We start from the raw sequence: 25,593 nt of genomic DNA, 5'->3' as shown, positions 1-25,593 counted from the left end.
ATGCCCTGTCTATCCGGGGTAGCTCTATCCGGGGCAGCTCTATCCGGGGCAGCTCTATCCGGGGCCGCTCTATCCGGGGCCGCTCTATCCCGGGCAGCGGCTTCGGCCGCCGGGCCGCATGGCGGGGGCAGCCAGCTGGCGACGACATCATTTTTGCGGTTCGAGCGGCCAGTCCCGCCTGGCCATGAAGCGTGGGGCGAGCCGAGCCAGCAGCCATGCGACCCCGAGCCCCAGCAGGGCCGGAGCGGCGATCCAGAACGAGAGGCCCGGCACGAAGAGCAGGAAAGCGAACCCCGACACGCAGAAAAGTAAAATGCCCGTCGCAGCGGTAAGTCCTGCCACGACCGGTCGGTCGAGCAGGTCCGAAAAGAAGCGCAGACAAGGCAGGAAGGAGGTGCCGAAAAGAAGGCAGCCCGCGGCGATCGCCTTGATGATGGCTTCGGGAAACGGGCAGCGCAGCACGAAATGCAGAGTACAGAAGACGGGCACGCTCGCGATGGCGCAGCCTTGTCCGGCGCGCCAGCCATGGGTCCCGATGATCGCACGGGAGAAATCCCTCTTGCTGCCCCATCGTCCGAGCGTCAGGAGATAAGGCCAGTCCCTGCGGGTTTGCGTCCAGCGCATCCCCACGAACTCGGCGAGGATCAGGGCCTGGAGCACCGCCATGACGGTGCTGTCCTTTTTGCGAAGCAGGGTTTCCCAATGCGGAGAGTCCAGCAATGCAGGCAGGGAAGCGAGCAGGACGATAGCGCCGATCATGAGGAAAAGCGCCGCGGTTGCACCCGGCACGGTGTCCACAAGATAGGGCATGGGCAGGGCCGGGCGTCTCAGAGCGGGAAGGCGCAGATCGAAGCGCGAAAGGCGCAAGAAAATCCGTGGAGTGGAGGCAGGGAGAAACGGGCGGATCGACGCGTTCCGCGTGTGCCGCTCCGGGCTCAGCCATTTCCTGAAGCCGAGATAGTCTCCCAGGCTCAGCCCGAGAGACAGCACCGCGATCGCGCAGGCAATCGGGGTGGGCAGGGTCGTGATCGTGCGAAAGACAGGGGGGAACAAGACACTCAGGGCCAGAGCGTTCAGAACAGCGTAGCTGACCGGGCGGATCGGGGCGCGCGCGCTGCGGGGGCCGACCCTGTCCGGACCGGCAGAGACGAGCAGCCCGAGAAGGAGAAGCGCCAACGCATTGGGAACGGTCAGGCCGTGCCGGACGAGTATTGCAAGAAGGCACAGGAACGAGACAGTCGCCAATACGCCGAAAGCCCGGAACTCGGCCCCGACGATTCTCGGTTGCAGGGCGAATACGGGCGTGCGGAGCTGGCGCCAGAGCTGGGTGTTCAGCGCGCCGAAGAGGCAGAGGGTCAGAATCCACAAGGAGATTCCCATCGGATCGCTGGCGGAACCGGCCATTGCGGGACCGATCCGGGCCTTGTGTGGCAGGACCCCGAGAAGGAGCAGGAGTGGGCCCAGCAACAGGAAATACGCGGCTTGCGGATTTTCCCGCAGACCGACCGGGGAGGCATAAAGGCGCAGGGCCCGGACTGTATCTTTCATCGGGTGAGCGCCAGAAAGAGATGCTCGATCGAGGCGGGAAGAGAGGGCTCTGCCTCCGTGTCCCCCGCATGACCGTCTATCCAGACGCTCCCGTCAGCGGCAGCGATTACCTCCCTGCCACCGGATGCCGCCGCCGCATGGGCGGGCAAGCGGCGGTAGCGCGTGCCCAGAGCCTCGGCCTCGACATCCATCAGCAGCGTTCCCCGATCGAGGATGAGATAGCGGTCGCAGAAGGCCTCGAGATCGGACAGGATATGCGAGGAGATGAGAACGGTCGCGTTGCGTCGGCGCACATAGCCGGGCAGGAGCCTCATGAAATCGTAGCGCGCCTGAGGGTCGAGGCTGGCGATCGGTTCGTCGAGAAAGATGAGATCGGGCGAGAAGCGCATGGCGAGCACGATGGCCAGGCGCTGCCGCTCTCCTCCGGAAAGGGAGCGGATCCGTGCCTGCGGAGCGAGGGCGGCCCATTGCATCCAGACGGGATCTTCCCGGTCTTCCGGCCTGTCCCGATATGACGCGACATAGGTCAGCAATTCCTGCACGTGGAACCAGCCGAGACCCGTCAGGCTTTGCGGTACGAAGCCGATCCGGCTTCGCGTCGCCGGAGAGAGGCGCTCGGTCGGCTCTCCCAGCAGGGTCATGTCTCCCGCGTCGGGCGCAAGAAGACCGAGCAGACAGCCGAGCAGCGTGGTCTTGCCTGCTCCGTTCGGCCCGAGAAGCGCGGTGATCGTCCCGGTCCGGAGCGCAAAGCTTACATCGTTGAGGATGGGGCGACCGTCGAGAATTTTCGTGAGATTCAGGATAGAGACCGCATCTCTCATGAACATGACCTTTTTATTTCAACTCCGAAATATGGTTCGTGAAGAGAAAAGAGAAGGCAAGTAAAATTTCCGGTAAATCCGTAGTCCATATCGGACGAAAATGCCCTGCTGTTCGCGTCCCGGGCAGGATATTCTAACTTCGTCATGTGCTTCCGGATTTCCTTCTGCATTCGTTCGCTCTCTCCTGTGTATGGAGGTGCATGGAGATGCATGGCGAGTCCGCGTCTTCCAGAGGCGAGACGAGACGAGTCGAGACGAGGCAGGCGGGGCAGGCGGGGCGGGGCATAGTCGCCGCTGTCGCGAAAAAGGGATGCGTTCGCGGTGCAGGCGCGGTAGATCTGCTCCATGTCTTTTGTCGATCGCGTGAATCAGGCGGATGCCTGGTTGCTTGACTCCGTGTTCCAGCCTGTCGCGGACCGGTTGCCTGAAAAACTGCCTGCGCTGGAGCTCGGCATGAGCTTCCAGCTGGGCGCCATTCTTTTCTATTTCGCCTCGGTCGCATTGATGATCGTCATGGGGCATCTGTCCCTTGGCGATTCCGTGTTCAATCTGCTGGTCTGGCTGGTGGGGGTGGCCTTTTTTATCGGGATCACCCGCATGCGTGCGCTCGTGCAACCCGGTCGGCCAAATCCGCTGCGGCCGATGCTTGCCGGGATGCGCCCGCTCTCGATCCCGTTTCTGCTTTTTGCGGCATGGCAGAGCGCGACCACGACCAGTCCGCTCGTTCTTTCGGCCTGGTTCATGACGATGTCGGATCTCGTCTTCGTGCTCGGACTCTATCTCATTTCCTGCCAGCCACGTCCGCCCATGCGCCGGACGAGCCGGAGCCGGGCGGAAAGAGGGCGCACCGTACTGACACCCATCGCAGGCGGGCTCGAGAACTGAGCGCAGCGTTCCGGCGCGGGCAGATCCCGGCGCCTGCGAATTTAAGGCGTATCGGGGGGCAGGGCAGAGAGAGGCTAGTGCAGATAGATCGAGCGGTCGATATGCGGGGTATCGAAGGCCGAGTGCACGAATTGCGTTCCGGCGATCCCGATCAGGATGCCGACGGCAAACCCGCACCAGATGAGCACGCTCAGCCAGGGTTTCCTCGCATCGCGCGCCACAAGCCGGGCCTGGATTTCCGCCCGTGATTGCTGGGTCTGGTACAGCTCGGCCCTGACGGCTTCCAGACGCGCGCGCGCATTGCGCATCTCGAGGTCCATCTGGCGCAGATTGTTCGTCAGGGTCACGACCTGCTGGCGTGCCACCTGCAGATCGCCATTCGTCTCGTTTCTGGGCGCGCGGGGTTTCGCCCGGCTGCGCTGCGGCGGGTTCGGGGCGATGGCGACGAACAGATTCTTGAGCGCGCCACCTGTCGTGCCGTTTTTCTTGGCGCGGGCGCGCAAGGCATTCAGGGCAGCCGCCGACTGTCCCTCCTGATCCTCCAGGACGAGCGCAAGAATATCGGAGAGAACCTTCAGTTCCCTGGGGTCGAAAGCGCCCGACATCAGCCGATCATGCTCTCCACCTCGTCGTCTCCGTCGCCGCCGGACATGGGGCGCGGGCTGGCGGCGCGACGGAGCCGGTCGCGTATGGCGAGGCCGAGCCCGTGGCGCGGCACAGCCATGACCGCAATCGCGCGGAGGCCGCGGCGATGTCCCTCGCTATCGAGAAAGCGCAGGCCGGCGAAGAGTCGTGCGGCGGCCTCTTCGAGATCGGCGTTCTCGCTCAGATTATAGACGAGTCCGGCCCCCGCCGGAGCGGGGCCGAAGGCGAGCAGCGCTTCATCGGGCGCGGCCGTCTCGGCATTCAGGCGCACCGGAAGGGCGGGCGCGTAATGCGATGCCAGCATGCCGGGAGACGCGGGCAGCTTCGTCGCATAATCATCCGGATTGCGGATCGTCCCGCATACCGCCTCAAGCTGCTCGAGCGTTACGCCGCCCGGACGCAGCAGGAAGGGCACTTCGCGCGAGAGGTCGATCACGGTGCTCTCGAGACCGACCGAGCAGGGGCCGGAATCGAGAATGGCATCGATATGGCCATGCATGTTGCGCAGGACATGGAAGGCATCCGAAGGGCTGACCCGTCCGGAAGGATTGGCCGATGGCGCCGCGACCGGCTGACCCACTTCACGCAGCAGGGCCAGTGCGGTCTTTCCGCGCGGCACGCGCAGGGCAATGGTCGGCAGGCCCGCCGTGGCGAGGTCGCAGATATCGGAATGCGCGTTGCGCGGCAGGATCATCGTCAGCGGGCCGGGCCAGAAGGCGTCTGCCAGACGCTGTGCGAGAGGAGTCGTCTCGACATGGGCGAAGGCCGCCTCGGCCGAGGCGAAATGGCTGATCAGCGGGTTGAAACGCGGACGCTGCTTGGCCGCGAAGATCCGTGCCACGGCTGCGTCTGACGTGGCCAGAGCGCCCAGCCCGTAGACTGTTTCCGTGCCGAAAGCGACGAGCCCGCCTTCGCGGATCAGACTGGCTGCCTGCGCGATGGTTTGCGGATCGGCCTTGAGAATCTCGGTCACGACGCGATGTCTCCCTCGGCCATGCGGCCCGTGCACAGGAAGGGCGGGTTGAGCCATCCGGGCTTTCCGTAGGTGAGCGCGCCGCCCTCCGGCAGGCGCACATGTCCTCCTGCGGCCTCGACAACGGCCTGGGGGGCTGCGGTATCCCATTCCATGGTCGGACCGAGGCGCGGATAGAAATCCGCCGCGCCTTCCGCCACGCGCACGAATTTCGCTGCCGAACCGATATTGCCGAGAGACGCGACCTTGCGACCGGCCAGCCATTCGGCCAGTCGCGGGTCGTCGGCGTAATGACGCGATGCGAGGACGCGCAACCCGGATCCGGAAGGGACGGCAGCCTCGATCCTGCATTTTTCTCCCGCCATCGTGCGCCATGCGCCCGTTCCGACGAATCCCGTATAGAGCTGGCCATAGGCAGGAAGCGCCACCGCCCCCAGAAGGACACGGTTCCGGTGAACGAGACCGATATTGACCGTGAAATCGTCACGTCCGGCAGCGAATTCGCGCGTGCCGTCGAGCGGGTCCACCAGCCAGTAGGTGTCTCCGGGCTCGGTCATCACGCCTGCGGCGATTTCCTCCTCACCGATCGCGGGGATCGAGGGCGCGCTTTTGCGCAGACCGGACAGGATATGGCGCTCGGCCTCCCTGTCCGCCTCGGTTACGGGGGATTTGTCCGCCTTGACGATCGTTTCGAAACCGCGCGCGCGGATGGTGTTGATGAGATCCGCCGCCTCGTCAGCCAGTCGAGCGGCGAGATCGAGAAGCGCAACGGGATCGAAAGGAAGGGGAGCGGACCGGTTCATCGTTCCGCCTTACCCCAAGTCGGAGGAATCGTCATGGGCAAAAAGCGGGGGAATGTTCTGCACCGGGTAGATGGCCGGGTATTCGCCCGGGTATTCGGTCGTGCATCCGGCAGGGTATCCACGGGGGAGCATCCGCCCGGTGGGGAGAAAGGGTGCGGGAAAGGATCCCCTGAAAAGAGAGACCGGGAAACAAGGATGCCGGGCGAGGGGCTTCGGGAAAAGGGGTGTTTCGTCCGGTGAAGTTGTGGTGATATCGGGGCTCGTCTGAACTGTTCCGGATCGAGCCCGACTGCCCATGATTTTCCTGCGCGCCCTGCTGGATGCCCATCGCTGGCGGCCGCGCAGCGATCTTCCTGCGGCACCGCGTCCCCTTTCGCTTCACGTCGTTGCCTGCGGCGGATGCGACGGATGTCTCGTCGAGACACGCGCCCTTCAGGGCGCCGCCTACGATATTGCGCGTCATGCCATCAGATTCGTCGAAAGCCCCTGTGATGCGGAGCTTCTCTTCGTGACAGGTGTGGTGACCCGCGCCTCTCTTCCGGCCCTGCAGGCGCGCTGGGCCGCGATGCCGTCGCCGAAAGGCGTTGTCGCGATCGGGGATTGCGCCCTGGGGCAAGGGCCGTTCCCCACGAATTACGCGACGCTCGGCGGGGTGATGGAAGCCGGCCTCTCGGGGATGCGGCAATGCGATGTGGCCTTGCGCGGTTGTCCGCCCGCGCCGGTCGAGATCCTGAGGGGACTGCTTTTGCTCACCACGGGGAGAGTCGTTTCGGCATGAACGCCATCCGGTCGGAACTCGTGGCCGTGCTTCTTGCGGTTCAGGACGAAGTGCCGCTCGTGCTCACGCTCGATCAGGGGCGCAACCTGCCTTCCGGCCCTCTGGAGACCGCTCACAGCTCCCTCCAGCGCGGAATGCGGCTCTGGGTCGAGAGACAGACGCAGTGTCATCTGGGGCATATCGAACAGCTCTACACATTTGCAGAGGCCTCCGCCCAGGATCATCCCCGGCTGATCCGCATCTCCTATATGGGCCTGACGCGCCTCGGGAACATGCAGGCCGACTGGCGCAATCTCTATGAATATTTCCCCTGGGAGAACAGGCGGGACTGCGGCAGCGAGGCCAGAGGCGAAACCGGAAGAGAGACCGGAGGGGAGACCGGAAGCGCAACCGGGGAGGCGGGGAGCCCGGGCGACGGGGCCGAAACCCGACAGGGGGCCGATACGGCAATCGCGCGCGCATTGATGCGCTGGGCCGGCAAGGATGCGGCGAGACGGTGGCGCTGCGAGCAGAATTTCGGCCTCGCAGGACAGCCCTGGAACGACGAACTCGTGCTTCATCGCTACGAACTCCTCTGGGAAGCGGGCCTTCTGCCGGAATCGACCCGGCCGGGAGCGTGGACCGTGCCGGGTCGTCCCATGCCCCAGGACAGACGTCGTATTCTCGCAACCGCGCTCGCCCGTCTGCGCGCCAAGATACGGTATCGTCCCGTCGTGTTCGAACTGATGCCCGAGACCTTCACGCTCTGGCAGCTCCAGCGCACGGTCGAGGCGATTGCAGGGCGGCCCCTGCACAAACAGAATTTCCGTCGTCTCATTCTCCAGCAGGATCTCGTCGAGGAAACCGGCGGGTTCGAGCCTCTTCCCCAGGGGCGTCCGGCCCGCCTCTACCGCTTCAGGGGGGATGTCATCGGCGGGCGTCAGCTCATGGGCTCGAAACTTCCCATCGCGCGCTCCGTTTGACGACCGGGCACAGGCCCGGACGAACATCGGGACATGGGGCGGGTCGACCCGGCCGCGATCCGGCATCACGGTCGTCAGCAATGGCGGTCACCCGGGATGGACAAGCCGCGATCTTCGGGAGGGCATGATCGGCGCGGGGGGGCGGTCACGAGATCGTGGCTTTGAAATCCCTGCGGCACTCCCCATTATTGATGTCCGCATTGTGTTGTCCTTATTATGCTCAATGAGAGCATAAGTTGAAGGAGGGGACCATGGACCAGATCACCCCGGTCAGAGACCGCGTCGACGCCCTGTACGAACCCGTGTCACGGTTGATGAGCCGGGAAGACTGGGCGCGCAATTACGCCGACGACATCGCCGCCATCCTGCGCCTCAAGCAGGAGCGCAATGCGGTCATACTCGCGCATAACTACCAGACGCCGGAAATCTTCCACTGCATCTCGGATATCCGTGGCGACAGCCTTGCCCTCGCCCGCGAGGCGCAGCGTACGGAAGAGCGGGTCATCGTCATGGCGGGCGTGCATTTCATGGCCGAGACCGCCAAGCTCATGAATCCCGACAAGACGGTCCTCATTCCCGATTCCCGGGCCGGATGCTCCCTTGCGGAATCCATCACGGCGGAGAATGTCCGGGCGCTCAAGGCCGCATATCCCGGCGTGCCGGTCGTCACCTATGTAAACAGCTCGGTGGCGGTCAAGGCGGAGACGGATATCTGCTGCACCTCGGGCAATGCCAGGAAGATCGTGGAAAGCCTCGGCGTATCGCGGGTGATCATGATCCCGGACGAATTCCTTGCCCGGAACATCCAGAAGGAAACCGGGATCGAGATGATCACCTGGCCCGGTCACTGCGAGGTGCACGAGCGTTTCACGCCGCTCGAGATACGCCAGTATCGCCGGATGCATCCCGGTGTCGTGGTGCTCGCCCATCCGGAATGTCCGCCGGAGGTGGTCGCCGAGGCAGATTATTCGGGATCGACCGCAGGCATGATGGAGTTCGTCGCCGTACAACAGCCTCGCAAGGTGCTGCTCGTTACGGAATGTTCCATGAGCGACAATCTCGCCGCACTCAATCCAGCCGTCGAATTCGTGCGGCCGTGCAATCTCTGCCCGCATATGAAGCGCATCACCCTCGCTTCCATTCGTCACGCTCTCGAGACCATGCAGGAAGAAGTCACGATCCCCGAGGCGCTCTTTGCCAGAGCGCGCCTGTCTGTCGAACGGATGCTGGCCGTCTGAGGGCGCGCTCGTGATGACCCTTACCCGTTTCGCCGGATGGCCGGTGATTGCAGGCGCCGGGCTCGCCGGGTTGACCGCGGCCCTGCATCTCGATCGCCCCTGCGTGGTGCTCACGCCATCCCCTCTGGGGGAGGAGGCTGCGAGCATGCTCGCCCAGGGGGGGCTGGCTGCGGCGATCGGTCAGGATGACAGCATCGCCCTGCATGTGCGTGACACGCTTGCGGCAGGAGACGGGCTCTGTGTGCCCGAGGCGGTGCAGGCCATCGTCGAGGCGGGGCCGTCGGCTATCGGGCAGCTTCTCGACTGGGGTGTCTCCTTTGCGCGCAGGGGGGAGACAGGACTGGATCTTCATCTCGAGGCGGCGCATTCCCGGGCGCGCATCGCTCATGTCGATGGCGACGCAAGCGGTGCGGGAATCATGCGGGCGCTCATCGCGCAGCTGCGCAAGACGCCGCGCATCGTCGTGCTGGAAGGGGTATCTCTCGCCCATGTCGAAACCTGCGAGGGGCGTGTGGTCGGGGTTTGGCTCAATACCGGACAGTTCCTGCCGACGAATATCTGTATTCTCGCCTCGGGTGGCGCCGGGGCGCTTTATGCCAATGCCACCAGCCCGAGGACCAATAGCGGGGGCGGGCTTGCAGCGGCCGCGCGGGCAGGGGCGGTTCTTGCCGATATGGAATTCGTCCAGTTCCATCCCACGGCGCTGGATGTCGAGACCGGGGAAGGCCGTGCCCCGCTGATCAGCGAGGCGGTGCGCGGCGCAGGAGCGAAGCTCGTCGATGAGAAAGGGGCATGGTTCACCGATCCCCTCCAGTCCCGCGACCGGGTCGCGCGCGCCATCGCCGCGCATCGCGACGCGGGACACAAAGTCTTTCTCGATGCGCGCTCCCTCTCCGGCTCCGGAAGGGGAGCGGCCCCCAACGGCGCGACACGCAGGATCTTCTCGGCACAGTTCCCGGGTATTGCGCGTCTATGTGCGGCGCACGGAATCGACCCGGACCGGGAGCTGATTCCGGTGCGTCCGGCGGTTCATTATCATATGGGCGGCGTCGAGACCGATCTCCACGGACGGACGAGTCTTGCAGGGTTATGGGCTTGCGGTGAGGTGGCATGCACCGGGCTTCACGGAGCCAACCGGCTTGCCAGCAATTCCCTGCTCGAGGCCTTCGTGATGGGCCGTGCCGCAGCATGGGATGTGAACAACGCACCGAGACGAAGGCATTCATGCCAGAATCCGGTCATGCCGCGTGTCAGAACCGCGGCCAGTTTCGGGCCGCAAATGGATCGTGGCGCGGGTATCCTGCGCGATGCCGACGGATTGCAGGCCCTGATCTCGGGGCTGACCCCCCTTGCAGGACGCGACGATCATGCCCTGATCGGTACGGCGATCGCGACCGCCGCTCTCAGACGTCGGGAAAGTCGTGGCAGCCATTGGCGCAGCGACTATCCCGCACAGGGAGAGGCCTTCCGGATACGGTTCACGCTGGCGGATATCGGATTGCAGGCGCACGGTACCGATGCTGCGCAGCCGGAATGTATGCCCGTCGAGATGCGGCATCCGGACGAACCGGCATGCGGGGAACCGGCATCCGGAGGACCGATCCGGAAAGAACCGGGCAGGAAAGATACGGCCCCGAAAGAGCTGCCCCCTAAAGAACGGAGCCTCGCAGGCACATGACGACTTCTCATCATATCTTGCCCGATCTTCTGTGGGAGCCGATCGTTCGCGCCGGCCTGATGGAGGATTTCGGAATCGGGGGCGATGCAACGACCCAGGCCATCGCGCGGCCCGGCCAGACCCTGCGCGCCAGATTCCGGGCGCGGCATCCGGGCGTTCTGGCCGGGTTGAGTGCGGCCCGGCTCTCCTTCACGCTGATCGACGGCTCGACCCGCTTCGACGCGTTCAGACAGGACGGAGACCGTCTCGACCCGGGTGATATCGTGGCGGAAGTCGAGGGGGACGCACTGACCGTTCTCGGGGGGGAGCGTACGGCGCTCAATCTGCTTTCCCATCTCAGCGGGATCGCGACGGCGACGCGCGGGGTCGTGGATGCGGTGCAAGGGACGCATGCGCGGGTCTGCTGCACCCGCAAGACCCTGCCGGGTTTGCGAATGATCCAGAAATATGCTGTCGCCGCGGGCGGAGGAAGCAATCATCGCTATCGTCTGGACGATGCGATCCTCATCAAGGACAATCACATCGCCCTGTGCGGCGGTGTTCGCGAAGCGCTCGAGGCGGCGCGGCGAAGGGCAGGTCATCTGATGTCCGTGGCGCTCGAGGTCGATACGCTGGACCAGCTCGCCGAGGCGCTGGCTTGCGGGGGAGCCGATGCCTATCTTCTCGACAATATGTCGCCCGATCTTCTCCGTCAGGGTGTCGCGATGGTGGGGGGACGGGCCGTTACGGAAGCCTCCGGAGGCATTACGCCGCAAACCGCCCCTGCGATTGCGGCATCCGGGGTCGATGTCCTCTCTCTGGGATGGTTGACCCATAGCGTGACTGCCCTCGATATCGGTCTCGATATCGACGTCTGAGCCCCGATGCGGGCCTCCTCGCTGCTCCCTTTCCCTGACCGGCCGCAAACGTCCAGGGCGTGGCGGGCGCGTGAACGGAGGGGAGGGCAAGACATAGTATGACACAAATTTATCTTGCGGGGTAATTTGCTGCGCGCGTAGGAGAAGGCTTTGTCATTTCGAACCGCTATCGTAATATTACGGTGGAAAGACGGTAGAATCGACGGCTTGTTTTCCTGTCAGAGGATCCTCGATGGCGCATCGCTTTACCTTGCTCGAGACCGCGGAGGCCCGCGCCGTCCTCCTGATCGTCGTGACGGTCGGGGCGGTTTCATCCGCCCATGGTGCTACCCCCCTGGAGCATCGGCCCCACGGGGCGCCCCCGGCCCGGCATACGACCCGTAACGCGGCGCGCCCGGCTTCTGCTGCCGTTACGCCATCGCGTCCGGTCCGGGCGGAGGAGATATCGATCAGAACGTCGCGTCGCGTCCTCAATGGCGGAGGAGGCATGATGCGTATCGAACATGCGCCGCGTTCGGTGCAGACGGTGGATCGGGAATATATCGCGATGCGCAATCCATCGAGCACCGCGCTCGATCTCATCCAGAATCTCCCCAGCGTCAGCATCAGCACGCCGGATCCCTACGGGATGCAGGGAGGGCAGATCCAGACCCGTGGCCTGACCGATCTTGATATGGCGCTTCTGCTGGATGGCGCGCCCGCCGCGGCTGCGAAATACATTACCGAGAATATCGACACGGAGAATCTCGAATCCGTATCGCTGACGCCCGGGAGTTCCGAAACGGCTCTGCCGGTCATGTCTGCTGCCGCCGGAACGATGAACGAACAGTCGCATACGCCTGCCAGACATTTCGGCGGGCTGGTCGATTTCTCCTACGGGACCAACAATCTCTCACGCGAATTCATGCGTGTGGATACCGGAGAGATCGGCCATACGGGGGTGCGCGGCTTTTTCTCGTTTTCCAACACGCATGCGCGAAGCTGGATGGGCGCCGGGATCAACGAGCGTCGGCATATCGATTTCGGTCTGAACAAGACCTGGGATAACGGATCGTACGCCAGGACCTTCGTTTCGTGGAACTGGGAAGATTTCACGATCGACAATTATCCGACTGCGCAGGAATTCTATCTGTACAAGCATACGGGGCAGGGATACGGGCGATCCGCCGATTCCGGAAATATCAACTACTGGAAGAACAACACCGATTACTGGAATCAGGTTTTCCTTTCGGCGCCGGTGCATATCGTCCTGCCGCACCGCTTCACCTTTGATATCCAGGCCTATTACAATCTCGGTCGTGGCTGGGATGCCTCTCCGGGGGGCGTCGAGACCCAGCCCGATGGCGCATCGCGCAACGTCACGAGTTACTTCCTCCAGGGGGCGACCGAGCGTCGCGGCGCGGTCGCCAAGCTCGGCTACGATCTCGACAGGCATAATCATGTCGCGCTCGGCTACTGGTACGAGAACAACTACACGGCCCAGTCCTATCCGACGAGCTACACCATGGCGAATGGCGCGGCACCGAGCCCGAATGCTGCGGCCTATCGCATCGATGCGGGAGATCAGCAGAACGCAGGATACGAGATCCATTCCCTGTTCGTGGAAGATCGCGCACGCTATCTCCAGGACCGGCTCGAGATCGAGGCCGGGTTCAAGTTCGTCATGGCGAATACGTGGAACAAGGATCTGTACGGGCGCATGTCCAACAACCGGACGGAGCCCTTGCCGCAGCTCTCGGTGGGATACACGATCGACAGCCATAGCCAGATCTACATGAACGCGGAAGGGGATTATCGCCAGCCGAGTGCGGTCGATCTCGGATGGCTCTATACCAGTATGCCGATTCCGAAGAACCAGTATTCGATCAAGGAGGAGATCGGATACCGGTATCACGATCGCTACGTGATCTTCGACGCATCGTTCTTCAACTACAACGTCACCAACCGGATCGTGAACCAGTATCTGGGGATGAACCAGTTCCGGCCCTTCTCGATCGGAAACCAGCATATGCGCGGTTTCGACGTCATGCTCTCGGGGCGCTCCTATCACGGGATCAGCCCTTATGCATCCGTCGAGTATCTCCACGCAGTGCAGGATAGCGACGTTCTGGATCCCTATTCCGGCGCGCTTCTCCCCTCGCGTGGAACGCAGGCGATCATGGCGCCACGCGTGCTCGCGAATTTCGGCGTGACCTATAAATATGCCGGGTTCTTCAGCAATGCGAGCCTGCATTACACCGGCCCCCAATCGGTCAGCGTTGCGGGAGATCAGCGTATTCCCGGTTTCGTAACCAACACGATCTCCCTCGGCTATCGCTTCCACCCTGTAGGGATCGCCCAGTCTCCGACGTTCAAGCTCAATTTTGCCAACGTGACCGGCTCCATCGTCCGGACTGGCGCAATGGGGGCGATCTACAGTGCGAGGGACCCGAGCACCGTCTATAGCGGCAGCCTCGCGCCCTATACCGGTTATGGAAACTCGTTCATGACCAATGCCCGCTTCTCGATGACGGGCACGGTGTCCACGCAATTCTGACGCCCCCCTGCAAATGGCAGGTTCCCGGCGTCCAGCTCAGCCGAAGGTAAAGGAATAGGCCTCCACACCAGGGGCCTTGAACTCGATCCTGAAGACATGGTCGCCGATATCATGTCCCGGCTGGCGCACGAGCTGGTAGAGGCGCTGGCCGCTTACCGTGCCGTTGCCATCCGCATCGCAGTCGGTTCCATGCATCGCGCCCGGTGCATGGCCGTCGATTGTCACGTGAAAGGCCACGGGTTTTGCGCTTTTGCCAGTTCCGAGCACCATATGCAGATCGCGCGCGTGGAAACGGAAGCTGATGCTGCCTCCTCCCTTGTTGAGACGGGCCGATTCCTCGCCGACCGTCCAGTTTCCGGTCAGTCCCCAGTCGTTCAGGGCGAGGGTGCGCTCGATGACGTAATCGTTCGGCGAGTCCTGAACGGCGCCCCCTGTCGAGGCGAAATGCTGGGTCCGGGCATAGCCGATATAGGTCTCGGGCGAGCCGATCGCTCCGAGATCGGCCTCTTCCTGCTCGCCGGTTCCTTTGGGATGGACGAGATCGGTCGGAACGTTCCGCGCGCCGTTTTCCAGCAGGAGGGATTGCAGGAAATGCTCGGACCGGTCGTAATCCCCTTCACCGAAGTGATGGGCGCGTACATGACCGTCGCCGCCGATGAAATAGGCGGCAGGCCAGTATTCATTGCCGAAGCCGTTCCATATCGCCCGGTCGTTATCGACCGCGACCGGGAAGGTGATATGGAACCGGTCGATCGCGCGACGGATATTGTCGATGTTTTTCTCGAACGCGAATTCCGGCGCGTGAACGCCGATCACCACGAGGCCGTACGGGCGGTATTTCTGTGCCCATGCCTCGATATACGGCATCTCGCGCAGACAATTGATGCAGGAATAGGTCCAGAAATCCACCAGAACGACCTTCCCCCTGAGCCCGGCCGCAGTCAGGGGAGGGGAGTTGAGCCAGGCCGTCGCCCCGGTGAGCGACGAGAGCGGCGTGCCGCTCTGTGCCGACGCTTCGGAAACGAGAGGGGTGGGTGAGGCCGAGAGCGCGAAAAGACACATGATGGCGGGGAGAGCCACACGCGGGCGGAGGGAGTGAACGGGCATGATGCTGTCTTCGCCTTCTTTCGGAAATCGGAGCAGCCAGCCCCCCGCATGTGGCAGGGTTTCAGACGTGTGGCAGGCTTTTCTCGAGTACGTCTTGCAGAACGGCGATCGTGCCTTCGCGTTCCATCGCCTCGGCCAGGGAGCGGATGAGGGAACGATGCACGTCTTCGAGGGAGAAGCTCGCGAAGACCGGCATGGAGAAGACAGTCTCCCAGGACTGGGCGAGATGGCGCTGCGTCTCGGGAAGTGCCGGCTCGAACGGCGTGAATGCGAGATCCTGATCCGTGCGACCGCGGAGATACCGTATGAAGCAGGCGAGAACGAAGGCGATCCGGTGCACGTCCTTGCCGGCCTCGACCAGAGCGTTCCAGCTGGGCGCGATGAATGTCGGAAGCTTGCTCGCGCCGTCTCCGGTGATCCGCGCAAGCCGGTCGCCAACCGCTGGATTGCCGAAACGCGCGATGATCAGGTCGCGATAGGCCTCCAGCTCCATGCCGGGCGGTGCGGTGAGATAGGGAATGACGTCCCGGCTCATGAACATCTCGACGAGCTGCGCGATGTCCTCCTGCGTGATCGCGTCCCGTACGGTCTGCAGCCCCGCGAGCTGGCCGGGATAGGCGAGCATGGAATGCGAGGCGTTGAGCATGCGCGTTTTTGCCAGCTCGTAGGGATGCACATCGGGTACGAGCTGCGCGCCCACGGTTTCGAGGGCGGGACGACCGTTGACGAAATTGTCCTCGATGACCCATTGCGCGAATTCTTCGGAAACGACCGGCAGACGATCGACGACGCCGCAGGCCGCGTTGATCCGCTCGGCATCCTCCTTCAGCACGGCGGGCGTGATCCGGTCCACCATGGTGCTCGGGAAACTCACATGGGCCTCGATCCAGGCGGCCAGATCCGGATCGAGCGCCCGCGCATGGCTGAGGACGGAATGGCGGGTGACCAGACCGTTATCGCGAAGATTGTCGCAGGACATGACCGTAAACGGTGCGGTACCGGCAGCGCGACGTCGTCTCAGCGCCTCGACGATATAACCGAACGCCGTCCGGGGACGTGCCGGATCGGCCAGCTCGGCGCGCGTGGTGGTATCGTCGAGGCGATAGGTGCCGGTCGCATGATCCTGGTTGTAACCGCCTTCGGTGATCGTCATCGACACGATACGCGTGTTCGGATCCGCCATCCGCTCGAGCACCGCTTCCGGATCGGCCGGCGCGAAGAGATAGGCGACGATCGCGCCGATCACCTGGTGGCTGCACGATCCGTCCGGGGCATAGCGGGTCAGGGTATAGAGGTCGTTCTGGGCAGGAAACGCCTCGAGCTTCAGCCGCTCGGTCGCATCGTCGATCAGCCCGACACCGCACAGGGCCCAGTGGCTGTTGCTCGGCTCGTGGAGGAGGCGGTCGATATACCAGCATTGATGCGCGCGATGGAAATTGCCGACGCTGAGATGGACGATGCCCGGCTCGAGCCTCTCCCGGTCATAGGAGAAAACCTCGACCCCTGCTGGGATCTCGGGCAGGGTTCTGGTCGAAAGAGCAATCATGAGATGTCCTGATTGACGTGGGTCCTGTGAAGCGGGCCATGTCCGGCGGGCCTGGTCCGACCAGCCATGTCCGGCTGATCATGTCTGTCGAGTCGTACCCGGCGGGTCACGCCCTGCCCGGTGCCGCTTTTCTGTCCGGTCTGGTCCGGTGCGCCGGATCATGAGCCGGTTTCCCGGCATGGCTCAAGCGGAAACATCGCGCTCTCTGGCACTATTCGGTGAACGGGCCTAAACGCGGTCCATGCAGAAAGAGACGAACGATATCGCTGTGATCGGTGCAGGGCCCGCAGGGTTGAGCGCTGCCGAGATATTGTCAGAGGCGGGTCATGCCGTTGTCGTGTACGACCAGATGCCGAGCCCGGCCCGGAAATTCCTCATGGCCGGGAGGAGCGGTCTCAATCTGACCCATGCGGAACCTCTCGCCGGTTTCCTCACGCGCTATGGCGCGGCGAAGGACTGGCTTGCGCCGTGTGTGACGGCCTTCCCGCCCTCTGCGTTGAGGCGCTGGGCCGAGGCGCTCGGTCAACCGTGTTTCACCGGCAGCAGCGGCCGCGTCTTTCCCGAGGCCATGAAAGCATCGCCGCTTCTTCGCGCCTGGCTTGCCCGTCTCGCCGCCCGGGGGGTCGTCTTCGCCCTGCGTCATCGCTGGATCGGATGGAGCGAAGGGGGGGGGCCGTGCTTCGAGACGCCTGCGGGCGCATATAGCCATCCTGGCAGAAACGTCGTTCTGGCCCTCGGGGGTGCATCCTGGCCGAGACTGGGCAGCGATGGAGGCTGGACAGACCTGCTGCCTCCGGGTTCCGTCTCGCCCTTGCAGCCTGCCAATTGCGGTTTCCGTACGGCCCTGCCAATGGCGTTTCATCAGCGTTTCGAGGGCACGATCCTTCATGCGGTCACGCTCTGTGCGGAGGGGCAACGCGCCCGGGGCGATGTCACGATCACGCGCTCCGGTCTCGAAGGGGCGCCGGTCTATCGTCTGGCTGCCGCGCTGCGTGCGCGAATCGCCGGGTCGGGCTCGGCTCGCCTGCTCGTCGATCTGCGTCCCGGCATGGAAGCCGGGGAACTCGCGACGCGTCTCGAGCGGGGACGCGCGCGGGAGAGCCTGTCCAACCGATTGCGTCGCATCGGTCTTGCGCCGGCGGCGCGGTTCCTTCTGCATGAAGCGCAGGCGCAGGGAGGCGGTGAGGCGGCCCGCGCGCAGGAAGGGGGGCGGTTCTCCTCTCTGGCGGATACGATCAAATCCTGTCCGGTGATCCTGACGGCGCCCGATTCCCTCTCCCGGGCCATTTCCACGGCAGGGGGCGTGCGGCGCGCGGTGCTCGACGATGCCTTCATGCTGCGGGATCGCCCCGGGGTTTTCGTTGCGGGCGAGATGCTCGACTGGGAAGCCCCGACGGGGGGATATCTTCTGCAGGCCTGTTTTGCGACCGGACGCGCCGCCGGAGAGGGCATGAAAGCCTGGCTGGCCGCCCGGCAGGACGGAGCGGGCGCTTCTGCGATCGAGGGGGGGACCGTCTCGCCGAAGGCTGACTTGCCTCCCGAGTTGGGGTAGGGACACCGGTCATGAGCGTTTCCATCGTGATGGGCCGTGGCCGGGATGGCGCGGATATCCCCCTAGACCTGACCGAACTCCTTTCGACCCGTCTGCTCGTCCAGGGCAATTCGGGCTCGGGAAAGTCGCATCTGCTGCGTCGTCTTCTCGAGCAGACGGCGACGCTCGTTCAGCAGGTCATCGTCGATCCGGAAGGCGATTTCGTCACTCTTGCGGAGAAATACGGACATCTCGTCATCGATGCGGCGGAGCAGACCGAGGCGACCTTGCGTGCAGCGGGCGAGCGCGCGCGAATGCATCGCGCCTCCGTCGTGCTCAATCTCGAATCGGTCGAGGCCGAGATGCAGCTGCGTGCGGCCGGATCCTTTCTGAACGGTATGTTCGAGGCGCCGCGTACCTTCTGGTATCCGGTTCTCGTCGTCGTCGATGAGGCGCAGCTTTTCGCGCCGGTCGCGGGAGGAGACACGTCGGATGAGGCGCGTCGTCTCTCTCTCGGTGCCATGACCAATCTCATGTGTCGCGGTCGAAAGAGGGGGCTGGCCGGCGTGATCGCCACCCAGCGTCTGGCGAAACTCGCCAAGAATGTCGCGGCCGAAGCCTCGAATTTCCTGATGGGACGTACCTTCCTCGATATCGACATGCTGCGCGCGGCAGATCTGCTCGGGATGGAGAGGCGCACTGCGGAAGGGTTTCGCGATCTTGCCCGTGGCCAGTTCATGGCTCTGGGGCCGGCGCTCAGCCGTCGCCCCCTGATGGTCACGATCGGCGAAGTCGAAACGGCCAGCCATGCGGGCGGGCCTGTTCTGACCCCGTTCGAAGCCCGCCCGGCGGAAGACAGCTACAGCCTCATTCTCGAGCCGGTGGTCGAACCGCCCCCCCGCCCGCGCGAACGTCGGGCGGCTGCGCCCGATCTGCTCGCGCAGCTCGATGCCTATAATGCGACCATTCCGGTCGAGGAGCCGGAAACTCCCTGCGAGGCGGATCCGGAGCGGCTCTGGTCCCTCGTGGAGGCCGTCGTGTCGGAGACCGATTCCGCCTATCGCCCTCTTGCGACGCTCTATCAGGATTTCCAGCTCCGGGCGCGGATCGAGAAGCTGAGTCGCGACGTGCTCGATCTGGCGGCCTTCCGCATCCTGCTTGCAAGCGTGCGCTCGGGCACGGGCTATGCCCAGTCGGTCGAACCGGACTGGCAGCAGGCACTGGATGTCGCGCGCAGCCTTCCCGAAGACGTGCAGGGGGTCGTGCTTCTGCTTGCGCGCGCGGCTCTGGACCATGCGCCATGTCCGGATGACGATGCGATCGCCCAGGCCTACGGGACCCATTCCCTGGGCCGTGCCCGGCGGCAGCTGGCCTATCTGGAGGAACGTCAGGTCATCGTGGTTCAGGAGATGGCCTCGACACGACGGATCGCGTTTATCGGGCTCGGATGGCAGACCGCCTGAACCTCGGAACCCTGACACCTCTTCAGTCGTTTGCTCTCATGTCCGAAAAAAGTTGCGGAGAATAATGTGACAAACGATGAATTGATTGCGCTCGTGGCAGTGAACGGTAACGAAGCGACCTATGACGCCCGCCTTTCGGGATACGACATCACGGTTCCGGTACATATCCAGGGTGGGGACGGTCATTTCATCATCAAGCATCTCGTCAAGCCGATTTTCTTTTCCGGCGCGATGATCATCGATGTGAAACTCCTCGATGCGGATAATCCGGACCGCCACTGAGCCAGGCCGCGCGGCTCCCGATTGCGGTTCCTCCGGCTGCGGTTCCTCCGGCTGCGGTTTCCGGGATCGGTTTTCCGGGCGCACATAATGCAGCGTCCGGGAGAGAACCGAAGCGTCACAGGACCGTAATCCTGTAAGTAGGCACCAGATATGAGAGTCGCGGGGTAAAAGCCCGGGAGGAAAACCCCGGCGTCGTGCCGCGCCCCGCGCAGGGGACGGGCGCGGCCGAAACCGGTACGTCTGAGAACAGCAGACCCGACCCTCGAGCGAAACTCGAGCGAAAACAGATCCATAAATCCACACATCGACGGAAAAAGAGAATGGCTGAAGAGAAGGGGAACATGCTGCCGGGAGCGCTGGCAGCACTCGGGATCGTCTTCGGCGATATCGGCACGAGTCCGCTCTATACGTTGCAGACCGTTCTCACCGATACGGGCACATCGGATCGCGCCACGCTGCTCGGCAGTTTTTCCCTTCTGGTGTGGACCATGATTCTCGTGGTGGCCGTGAAATACGCCATGGTGGTGATGCGTGCGGACAACAAGGGCGAGGGGGGTATCCTCGCCCTCTTCTCTCTCGTCGGTGGCGTTTTCGGCAAGCACTGGTACAGCCGGGGCACCTTGCTCTCGGCTGCCGGGCTCTTCGGTGCAGCCCTGCTCTATGGCGATGGCGCCATTACGCCGGCCATCTCGGTTCTCAGTGCCGTCGAGGGGATCGGTGTCGTTACCCATTCCCTCGACGATTATATCCTGCCGATCGCCACGATCATCCTTCTCGGGATCTTCATGGTTCAGCCTCTGGGGACGGCACGGATAAGCCGTGTGTTCGGGCCGGTCATGCTTCTGTGGTTCCTGTGCATGGGCGGGCTGGGTGCTGCGTCCCTTCTCGGACATCCGGGCGTTCTGGTCGGGCTGGACCCGGTATTCGCCCTGCGGTTTCTCTACGAGCATGGCGGCAGGAGCCTCGTGATTCTCGGTGCCGTCTTCCTCTCCGTCACCGGGGCGGAGGCGCTCTATGCCGATATGAGCCATGTCGGCCGGCCCAGCGTGCGTCTCGCGCTCGGTCTCGTCGTGCTCCCCATGCTTATCCTGAGCTATGCCGGACAGACGGCCTTTCTGATGAGTCATCCCGGGGTGAGGGATAATCCGTTCTTTGCCGCCATGCCCCATGCTCTGGTTCTGCCGATGGTGATTCTCGCGACCTTTGCCACCATCATTGCAAGCCAGGCGATCATCACCGGCGCCTTCACCCTGACCCGTCAGGCTATCCAGCTCGGCTGGTTTCCGAGCCTCAATATCCGTCAGACCTCCGACGCCGAATACGGTCAGATCTATGTTTCCGTGGTCAACTGGCTGCTTATGGTCGTCACGCTTCTGATCGCTCTCACCTTCCGCAGTTCGGATGCGTTGTCCGGCGCCTACGGGACGGCGGTCTCCACGACGATGCTGATGACGACGCTGCTGATCTTCGACGTCATGCGCGCGCGATGGGCCTGGCCCCTGTGGAAAGCGCTCCCTGTCGCTCTCTTTTTCGGGGCGATCGATCTCGCATTTTTCGTCGCCAATCTCATGAAGATCGGCAAGGGCGGATATGTTCCGCTCCTGATCGGATTGTTTCTCTATATCGTCATGACCACGTGGCGGCGGGGGACGATCCTTCTGAGGGCCGGTCTCGCGCCCCTTGGAGAGGGATCCGAGAAGCTGCGTCAGAGGCTCCGGGACAAGACGCTCACCCGCACGCCGGGAGAAGCGGTCTTTCTCTCCCGCTACGAGAGTGCGCTTCCACCGATCGTCATGCGTCATGCCGCCGATTTCAACTGCCTGCCCGAGCGGGTGGTCGCGCTGAATGTCCGTTTCGAAACCGTACCCCGGGTCGCGCCCGAACACAGGATGACCGTCAAGGAAACCGGAGACGGGTTATGGCAGATCAATGTGCGTTTCGGGTTCGTCGAGGTGCCCAATCTCTATTACGTTCTGAGCGAGGCCCGCGAAAAAGGATGCTCTGTGGATCTCGACAAGGTCGTGTTCGTCTCCGGGAATGACGATGTCGTCAAGGACCTCAAGAGGCCGAAAATGTTTGGCCCGCGACGTATTCTTTTCGGCTTTCTGTATCGTAATGCGGTGCGGGCTTCGGATCGGTTTACACTGCCGCGCGAGCGACTGATCGAGGTCGGGCATCAGGTCGAGATCTGACGGCGCCCGCGCCGTCGATGCGACGGTCGCTCTGCTCTACCCGCCCGTCGGGCGGGAATTTCTACACGATTGAGGATTTTTTCGATGCGTCTTCGCGCAAGTCTGGCAGCGCCCGCCCTGTGTGCGCTCGTACTGGCTCCCTTCGCTCTCTCTCCTGCCGCGCAGGCGGAACCGGGCGGATGTCTCAAATATGGTGCCGCAGGCGCAGTCGGCGGGCATCTGGTCAAGCATGGCGTGCTCGGCGCCATGGGAGGATGCGCAACGGGCATGTACAAGCGCCACGAATATCGCAAGGAGGCGCGCGAGAAAGCCGCCCTCTACGACAAGGAGCATCCGGGCGCGAAGGGCAGCTATGTAGAGAAGGCGACGGCTTACGATGTCGAGCATTCGACCCAGCCTGGAAAAACGGCGCCAGAGGCGACGCAGGGAGGCGACACGTCCGGCAAATCCTGAGGAGGCGCCCCCGGGACAGGATGGCCCGGGCAAGATGTCCCGCACAGAATCTCCCGGGCAGAATCTCCCGGGCGACCTGTGCGGCGCGGGAGTCGGTCGCACAGGCCGATGTCCCGCGCGTCTTGCGGAACGTCTCTCAACGTGACGCATTGTAACGTGTGTCAAACCATGTCATGACTCGACCCGAGATCAGATCCAGCGAAATCGTGTCACGTTCATGTCAGTTGCAGATGTCGGCCAGAAGGCGGGGGCGGGACCGTCTCCTGCGGTCATTGCCCTCGCGCTCAGGGATTTCAGACTCGGGGGGAGCGAGAGGATCGCCCTGCTCCTCGCCAATTTCTGGGCGTCTCTGGGGTTTCGCGTCATCGTTCTCGCGGGGCGAGGGCAGGGGCCGTTGCGGGAACTCCTGCGCGAGCCGGTCGAGATCGTTGATCTCGGGCTGCCTGCCTGGCTGGGGGAGAGCCTCCTGCCATGGGGGCTGGCTTTACGGATCTGGCGGCTGATCCGTCAGAGAGGCCGATCGTTCGATGCGTTCTATATTCCCGGCAACAGCCACTGGCCGGTCGTGCCGTTTCTGTCCGTTCTGCCTGTCTCGCTCCGCCCGGTTCTGGTCGCCCAGGTGAGCTCTCCCGTGCGGCGCCCGGGACGGTGCAAATGGAGCCAGCGTTTCTATGCCCTGAGAACGCGCTTCCTGCTGCGCGGGGCCGATCATGTGACGACCCTGTCCGGCCCGCTTGCGCGCGATGTCGCCGCGATGACACGCCGTGACGATATCACGGTCGTTCCTCTTCCGGCTCTTTGCGATACCGAACCCCGGAATCTGCGCCGGGCATCCGGACAGAACATCCTCGCCGCAGGGCGCCTCGTCCCGGTCAAGGGATTCGATGTTCTGCTTCAGGCCTTCGACCGGGTGCGCGCGCAATGTCCCGATGCCACCCTCACGCTTTGCGGCGAAGGGCCGGAGCGGGCGCGTCTCGAGCGCGAGATCGACCGGCTCGGTCTGGGCGACAGCGTCGTCCTGACGGGTTTCGTCCCCTGTATCGGCCCCTATCTCGAGATCTGCCGGGTGTTCGCGCTCAGTTCGCATTGCGAGAGTTTCGGGGCGGTTCTTCTCGAGGCTCTGGCGGCCGGACGACAGGTCGTCTCGACACGCTGTTCGCCTGCGGTTACGGATCTGATCGCCTGTGACGATACGGGGCGCATCGTTCCTCCGGCCGACCCGTCGGCCCTGGCCGAGGCGCTCATCGCGATTCTGGAAACGGATGCCCCCGATGCCGCTCTCCTGTCGTCCTGTTCCAGGCCCTATCATGTCTCCCGCGGCGGGCGACATTATCTCGAACTGATGGGCAAGGCATGAGCATGACTCCGGGCAGGGAGAATCGGGATCACAACGGTTCGGCCCTGCATCGAATTGCCAGCAATACCGGGTTTCTCGTATGCAGCCGCATACTGAATGCGCTCTTCAGTTTCGCCTATGTCGCCTGGGCGGTGCATGCGCTGGGGATCGGCCCGTTCGGCATATTGCTGCTCGTGACCGCCTTCGTCACGCTCGTTTCCGATATGAGCCATCTCCAGTCCTGGCAGGCCTTGCTTCATTTCGGTGCCGCGCCTTTCGCGTGCGGCGATCGTCCCGTTTTCAGATCGATCCTTGCCCTGTGTATCAGGGCGGACCTGCTCAGCGCGCTGACGGGCTGTCTTGCCGGCATCGCCATCGTGTTCGTGACGGGAACCGCGATCATGGGCTGGTCGGACGCGGTCCGGCTCGATGGCATGTGGATGATGGCCACCGTGCTCGTCATGAATACGGGCTGGTCGGTCGGGCTGATCCGCCTGTGCAATCGCTTCGGACTTGCCGCCCTGTTCGATTTCGCCGCAACCTGCACACGCACGGCCGGATATCTCGTGGGATATCTCCTGCATCTCTCCCTGGGATATTTTCTTTTCGCCTGGTTCCTGCATCAGCTGGTGCTCTTTGTGCTCACCACCGGTTGCGGTCTCGTGCTCTATCGTCGGGCCATGGGGCCGATACTGCCCCTTTTCCGTGCCGTTCTTGCCGAGCGTGGCATTGCCGGGTTCTGGGGGTTCACCCTGAGGGTCAGCTCGAACCAGATTCTCGATGCGATCTTCCGTCAGGGGGGGACCCTCGTCATCGGGGCCATTCTCGGCGTTCGCGAGGTGGCCATATACCGGGTCACGAAGCAGATCTGCGACGGCCTTGCCAAACCTGCGCAGATGATGATCCCGAGCCTGTATCCGGAATTCGTCCGGTTCCGGGACAACCGGGACTGGACCATGCTGCGTCATGTCATCAGAAGACTCGCCCTGATCATCGGGGGTTTTTCCTGTCTTGCCGTGCTGGTGGCCGTGTTCGGCGGCAGGACGATCGTCAGTCTGATGCTGCACCAGACCTATCCCGGCGAGCTTGCGATCATCCTTCTGATGGTGGGCAGTGCCCTGATGGAGATCTGTATCGTCCCGCTCGAGACATTGCTGACCGTGCTCGGGCGTCTTGCATCCGTTCTGCGCTACCGGATGCTGACGATAGCGGGCTATTTTCCCGTTCTGGGCGGATTGCTCATGACCTGCGGCATCACCGGTGCCGCTCTGGCCAGCCTGCTTTGCTCCGCGTTCATCCTGATCGCCTGTCTCGGCCTCGTGCCGCGCTGGATCGGAACCGGAGGTCCCGTCCCTGATCCGGGAGACCCGTCTCCGGGGGGTCATGGCTGACCGGATATCGGGCTGACCGGATAAAGGGCTGACCGGATACAGGGCTGACCGGATACAGGGCTGACCGGATATAAAGATGACCGGGCCGTCTCCCGATCGGGTCCGGGCTCTAACGGTGCGTATGGGCATTTTCCCCGGCGAGATACAGGAGAGCAGCCACGCCGAGGAAAAACGCGTTGCTGTACGCCCCGAGCAGCTCGGTTGCCTGTGCCGTATCGGCTATCGCACCGATGGCGAGACGACCGTCCGGGTACAGGAACATGCCTGCGGGAATCCCGAATGCGTCATGCGCGATACCGATCAGCATGAGAAGAAAGGACAGGCAGAGACAAGGAAATTGCAGGACCCGCATGGCTGTTCGCATCGTCGCTTCTACTTTCATGTGCAGGGTGTCCCGGGTTCCCGGTCCCGTATGCAGACAGCCAGCATGGCATATCCAGCTATTGCTGTATGCAGGTATCCCGGTCCATGCGGCGCAGGACCGAACCCGAAAGACAGGAGCCCGGGAGGACAGAACCCGGGAAGAGGGGAACGTGGAGCAGTCGGAGTGCGTTCTCCATCGCTCCGG

At 63.5% G+C, this 25,593-nt stretch carries 22 protein-coding genes; 14 read left to right on the top strand and 8 right to left on the bottom strand.

Features of this window, described 5'->3' with window-relative positions; all coding sequences use genetic code 11:
• Positions 1–147: 147 nt before the first annotated feature.
• Positions 148–1,548 (bottom strand): hypothetical protein, encoded by a 1,401-nt coding sequence (locus SSA02_RS12965; RefSeq protein ID WP_147094288.1) that lies wholly within the window; start codon positions 1,546–1,548, stop codon positions 148–150.
• Positions 1,545–2,369 carry an ABC transporter ATP-binding protein gene (locus tag SSA02_RS11860; RefSeq protein WP_246103889.1) on the bottom strand — a complete coding sequence of 275 codons (825 nt, stop codon included), beginning with the start codon at positions 2,367–2,369 and terminating at the stop codon, positions 1,545–1,547. The genes SSA02_RS12965 and SSA02_RS11860 overlap by 4 nt, the downstream gene beginning before the upstream one ends.
• A gap of 345 nt (positions 2,370–2,714) precedes the next feature.
• Between SSA02_RS11860 and SSA02_RS11855 the strand changes: the two genes are divergently transcribed.
• Entirely contained in the window at positions 2,715–3,254 is a 540-nt protein-coding gene (locus tag SSA02_RS11855; protein WP_147094286.1) for a hypothetical protein, read from the top strand.
• 74 nt (positions 3,255–3,328) lie between these two features.
• On the opposite strand, the gene SSA02_RS11850 is transcribed toward SSA02_RS11855, so the two are convergent.
• Genes SSA02_RS11850 through SSA02_RS12960 form a run of 3 tightly spaced genes read right to left on the bottom strand, consistent with a single transcriptional unit; the run spans position 3,329 to position 5,675 of the window.
• Complete coding sequence (locus tag SSA02_RS11850) at positions 3,329–3,859, bottom strand: hypothetical protein (protein ID WP_147094285.1); 531 nt, start codon at positions 3,857–3,859, stop codon at positions 3,329–3,331.
• Complete coding sequence (locus SSA02_RS11845) at positions 3,859–4,929, bottom strand: L-threonylcarbamoyladenylate synthase (protein ID WP_147094284.1); 1,071 nt, start codon at positions 4,927–4,929, stop codon at positions 3,859–3,861. Before SSA02_RS11845 ends, SSA02_RS11850 begins: the two co-directional genes overlap by 1 nt.
• Complete coding sequence (locus SSA02_RS12960) at positions 4,869–5,675, bottom strand: 3'(2'),5'-bisphosphate nucleotidase CysQ family protein (protein ID WP_147094283.1); 807 nt, start codon at positions 5,673–5,675, stop codon at positions 4,869–4,871. The genes SSA02_RS11845 and SSA02_RS12960 overlap by 61 nt, the downstream gene beginning before the upstream one ends.
• Positions 5,676–5,970: 295 nt before the next feature.
• Between SSA02_RS12960 and SSA02_RS11835 the strand changes: the two genes are divergently transcribed.
• From SSA02_RS11835 to SSA02_RS11810, 6 genes are all read left to right on the top strand, one after another.
• The gene (locus SSA02_RS11835; RefSeq protein WP_147094282.1) at positions 5,971–6,453 is read left to right on the top strand and encodes an NADH-quinone oxidoreductase subunit B family protein; all 483 of its coding nucleotides are present in this window, start codon (positions 5,971–5,973) and stop codon (positions 6,451–6,453) included.
• Positions 6,450–7,415 (top strand): NUDIX hydrolase, encoded by a 966-nt coding sequence (locus SSA02_RS11830; protein WP_147094281.1) that lies wholly within the window; start codon positions 6,450–6,452, stop codon positions 7,413–7,415. The genes SSA02_RS11835 and SSA02_RS11830 overlap by 4 nt, the downstream gene beginning before the upstream one ends.
• Before the next feature lie 251 nt (positions 7,416–7,666).
• A complete protein-coding gene (nadA, locus tag SSA02_RS11825; RefSeq protein ID WP_147094280.1) occupies positions 7,667–8,653 on the top strand; it encodes a quinolinate synthase NadA in 987 nt (328 codons plus the stop codon).
• A gap of 13 nt (positions 8,654–8,666) precedes the next feature.
• Positions 8,667–10,331, top strand: coding sequence for an L-aspartate oxidase (locus tag SSA02_RS11820; RefSeq protein ID WP_147094279.1), 1,665 nt, complete (start codon positions 8,667–8,669; stop codon positions 10,329–10,331).
• A complete protein-coding gene (gene nadC / locus SSA02_RS11815) occupies positions 10,328–11,188 on the top strand; it encodes a carboxylating nicotinate-nucleotide diphosphorylase (RefSeq protein ID WP_147094278.1) in 861 nt (286 codons plus the stop codon). Before SSA02_RS11820 ends, nadC begins: the two co-directional genes overlap by 4 nt.
• A gap of 232 nt (positions 11,189–11,420) precedes the next feature.
• The gene (locus tag SSA02_RS11810) at positions 11,421–13,724 is read left to right on the top strand and encodes a TonB-dependent receptor (protein WP_147094277.1); all 2,304 of its coding nucleotides are present in this window, start codon (positions 11,421–11,423) and stop codon (positions 13,722–13,724) included.
• Positions 13,725–13,760: 36 nt separating this feature from the next.
• Here SSA02_RS11810 and SSA02_RS11805 read toward each other — a convergent pair whose 3' ends face one another.
• Entirely contained in the window at positions 13,761–14,831 is a 1,071-nt protein-coding gene (locus SSA02_RS11805) for a thioredoxin family protein (protein WP_147094276.1), read from the bottom strand.
• A gap of 61 nt (positions 14,832–14,892) precedes the next feature.
• Positions 14,893–16,377 (bottom strand): mannitol dehydrogenase family protein, encoded by a 1,485-nt coding sequence (locus tag SSA02_RS11800; RefSeq protein WP_147094275.1) that lies wholly within the window; start codon positions 16,375–16,377, stop codon positions 14,893–14,895.
• A 241-nt stretch (positions 16,378–16,618) separates the two neighbouring features.
• Between SSA02_RS11800 and SSA02_RS11795 the strand changes: the two genes are divergently transcribed.
• The 7 genes from SSA02_RS11795 (at position 16,619) to SSA02_RS11765 (ending at position 25,025) form a co-directional block, all read left to right on the top strand.
• Entirely contained in the window at positions 16,619–17,929 is a 1,311-nt protein-coding gene (locus SSA02_RS11795; RefSeq protein WP_147094274.1) for a TIGR03862 family flavoprotein, read from the top strand.
• 11 nt (positions 17,930–17,940) lie between these two features.
• Positions 17,941–19,371, top strand: a complete 1,431-nt coding sequence (locus SSA02_RS11790; RefSeq protein ID WP_147094273.1) for an ATP-binding protein — start codon at positions 17,941–17,943, stop codon at positions 19,369–19,371.
• Positions 19,372–19,437: 66 nt separating this feature from the next.
• Complete coding sequence (locus SSA02_RS11785; RefSeq protein ID WP_147094272.1) at positions 19,438–19,653, top strand: hypothetical protein; 216 nt, start codon at positions 19,438–19,440, stop codon at positions 19,651–19,653.
• A 320-nt stretch (positions 19,654–19,973) separates the two neighbouring features.
• Positions 19,974–21,845, top strand: coding sequence for a potassium transporter Kup (locus SSA02_RS11780; protein WP_147094271.1), 1,872 nt, complete (start codon positions 19,974–19,976; stop codon positions 21,843–21,845).
• A gap of 84 nt (positions 21,846–21,929) precedes the next feature.
• Positions 21,930–22,298 carry a hypothetical protein gene (locus tag SSA02_RS11775; protein ID WP_186807782.1) on the top strand — a complete coding sequence of 123 codons (369 nt, stop codon included), beginning with the start codon at positions 21,930–21,932 and terminating at the stop codon, positions 22,296–22,298.
• A 217-nt stretch (positions 22,299–22,515) separates the two neighbouring features.
• The gene (locus SSA02_RS11770) at positions 22,516–23,655 is read left to right on the top strand and encodes a glycosyltransferase (protein WP_147094270.1); all 1,140 of its coding nucleotides are present in this window, start codon (positions 22,516–22,518) and stop codon (positions 23,653–23,655) included.
• Positions 23,652–25,025, top strand: coding sequence for a lipopolysaccharide biosynthesis protein (locus tag SSA02_RS11765; RefSeq protein WP_147094269.1), 1,374 nt, complete (start codon positions 23,652–23,654; stop codon positions 25,023–25,025). Before SSA02_RS11770 ends, SSA02_RS11765 begins: the two co-directional genes overlap by 4 nt.
• Positions 25,026–25,134: 109 nt before the next feature.
• On the opposite strand, the gene SSA02_RS12780 is transcribed toward SSA02_RS11765, so the two are convergent.
• A complete protein-coding gene (locus SSA02_RS12780) occupies positions 25,135–25,407 on the bottom strand; it encodes a hypothetical protein (RefSeq protein ID WP_186807781.1) in 273 nt (90 codons plus the stop codon).
• Between the last annotated feature and the right edge of the window lie 186 nt (positions 25,408–25,593).

The sequence above is a fragment of the Swaminathania salitolerans genome (assembly GCF_007988945.1).
Taxonomy (GTDB): domain Bacteria; phylum Pseudomonadota; class Alphaproteobacteria; order Acetobacterales; family Acetobacteraceae; genus Swaminathania; species Swaminathania salitolerans.
The sequence above is the reverse complement of the archived record's forward strand: the minus strand, read 5'-3'. Positions and strand labels throughout refer to the sequence as shown.

Coding starts and splice junctions, on each gene's coding strand:
- SSA02_RS12965 (WP_147094288.1), bottom strand. CDS start 1,548: ATGAAAGATACAGTCCGGGCCCTGCGCCTTTATGCCTCCCCGGTCGGT.
- SSA02_RS11860 (WP_246103889.1), bottom strand. CDS start 2,369: ATGAGAGATGCGGTCTCTATCCTGAATCTCACGAAAATTCTCGACGGT.
- SSA02_RS11855 (WP_147094286.1), top strand. CDS start 2,715: ATGTCTTTTGTCGATCGCGTGAATCAGGCGGATGCCTGGTTGCTTGAC.
- SSA02_RS11850 (WP_147094285.1), bottom strand. CDS start 3,859: ATGTCGGGCGCTTTCGACCCCAGGGAACTGAAGGTTCTCTCCGATATT.
- SSA02_RS11845 (WP_147094284.1), bottom strand. CDS start 4,929: ATGGCTCAACCCGCCCTTCCTGTGCACGGGCCGCATGGCCGAGGGAGA.
- SSA02_RS12960 (WP_147094283.1), bottom strand. CDS start 5,675: ATGAACCGGTCCGCTCCCCTTCCTTTCGATCCCGTTGCGCTTCTCGAT.
- SSA02_RS11835 (WP_147094282.1), top strand. CDS start 5,971: ATGATTTTCCTGCGCGCCCTGCTGGATGCCCATCGCTGGCGGCCGCGC.
- SSA02_RS11830 (WP_147094281.1), top strand. CDS start 6,450: ATGAACGCCATCCGGTCGGAACTCGTGGCCGTGCTTCTTGCGGTTCAG.
- nadA (WP_147094280.1), top strand. CDS start 7,667: ATGGACCAGATCACCCCGGTCAGAGACCGCGTCGACGCCCTGTACGAA.
- SSA02_RS11820 (WP_147094279.1), top strand. CDS start 8,667: ATGACCCTTACCCGTTTCGCCGGATGGCCGGTGATTGCAGGCGCCGGG.
- nadC (WP_147094278.1), top strand. CDS start 10,328: ATGACGACTTCTCATCATATCTTGCCCGATCTTCTGTGGGAGCCGATC.
- SSA02_RS11810 (WP_147094277.1), top strand. CDS start 11,421: ATGGCGCATCGCTTTACCTTGCTCGAGACCGCGGAGGCCCGCGCCGTC.
- SSA02_RS11805 (WP_147094276.1), bottom strand. CDS start 14,831: ATGCCCGTTCACTCCCTCCGCCCGCGTGTGGCTCTCCCCGCCATCATG.
- SSA02_RS11800 (WP_147094275.1), bottom strand. CDS start 16,377: ATGATTGCTCTTTCGACCAGAACCCTGCCCGAGATCCCAGCAGGGGTC.
- SSA02_RS11795 (WP_147094274.1), top strand. CDS start 16,619: ATGCAGAAAGAGACGAACGATATCGCTGTGATCGGTGCAGGGCCCGCA.
- SSA02_RS11790 (WP_147094273.1), top strand. CDS start 17,941: ATGAGCGTTTCCATCGTGATGGGCCGTGGCCGGGATGGCGCGGATATC.
- SSA02_RS11780 (WP_147094271.1), top strand. CDS start 19,974: ATGGCTGAAGAGAAGGGGAACATGCTGCCGGGAGCGCTGGCAGCACTC.
- SSA02_RS11775 (WP_186807782.1), top strand. CDS start 21,930: ATGCGTCTTCGCGCAAGTCTGGCAGCGCCCGCCCTGTGTGCGCTCGTA.
- SSA02_RS11770 (WP_147094270.1), top strand. CDS start 22,516: ATGTCAGTTGCAGATGTCGGCCAGAAGGCGGGGGCGGGACCGTCTCCT.
- SSA02_RS11765 (WP_147094269.1), top strand. CDS start 23,652: ATGAGCATGACTCCGGGCAGGGAGAATCGGGATCACAACGGTTCGGCC.
- SSA02_RS12780 (WP_186807781.1), bottom strand. CDS start 25,407: ATGAAAGTAGAAGCGACGATGCGAACAGCCATGCGGGTCCTGCAATTT.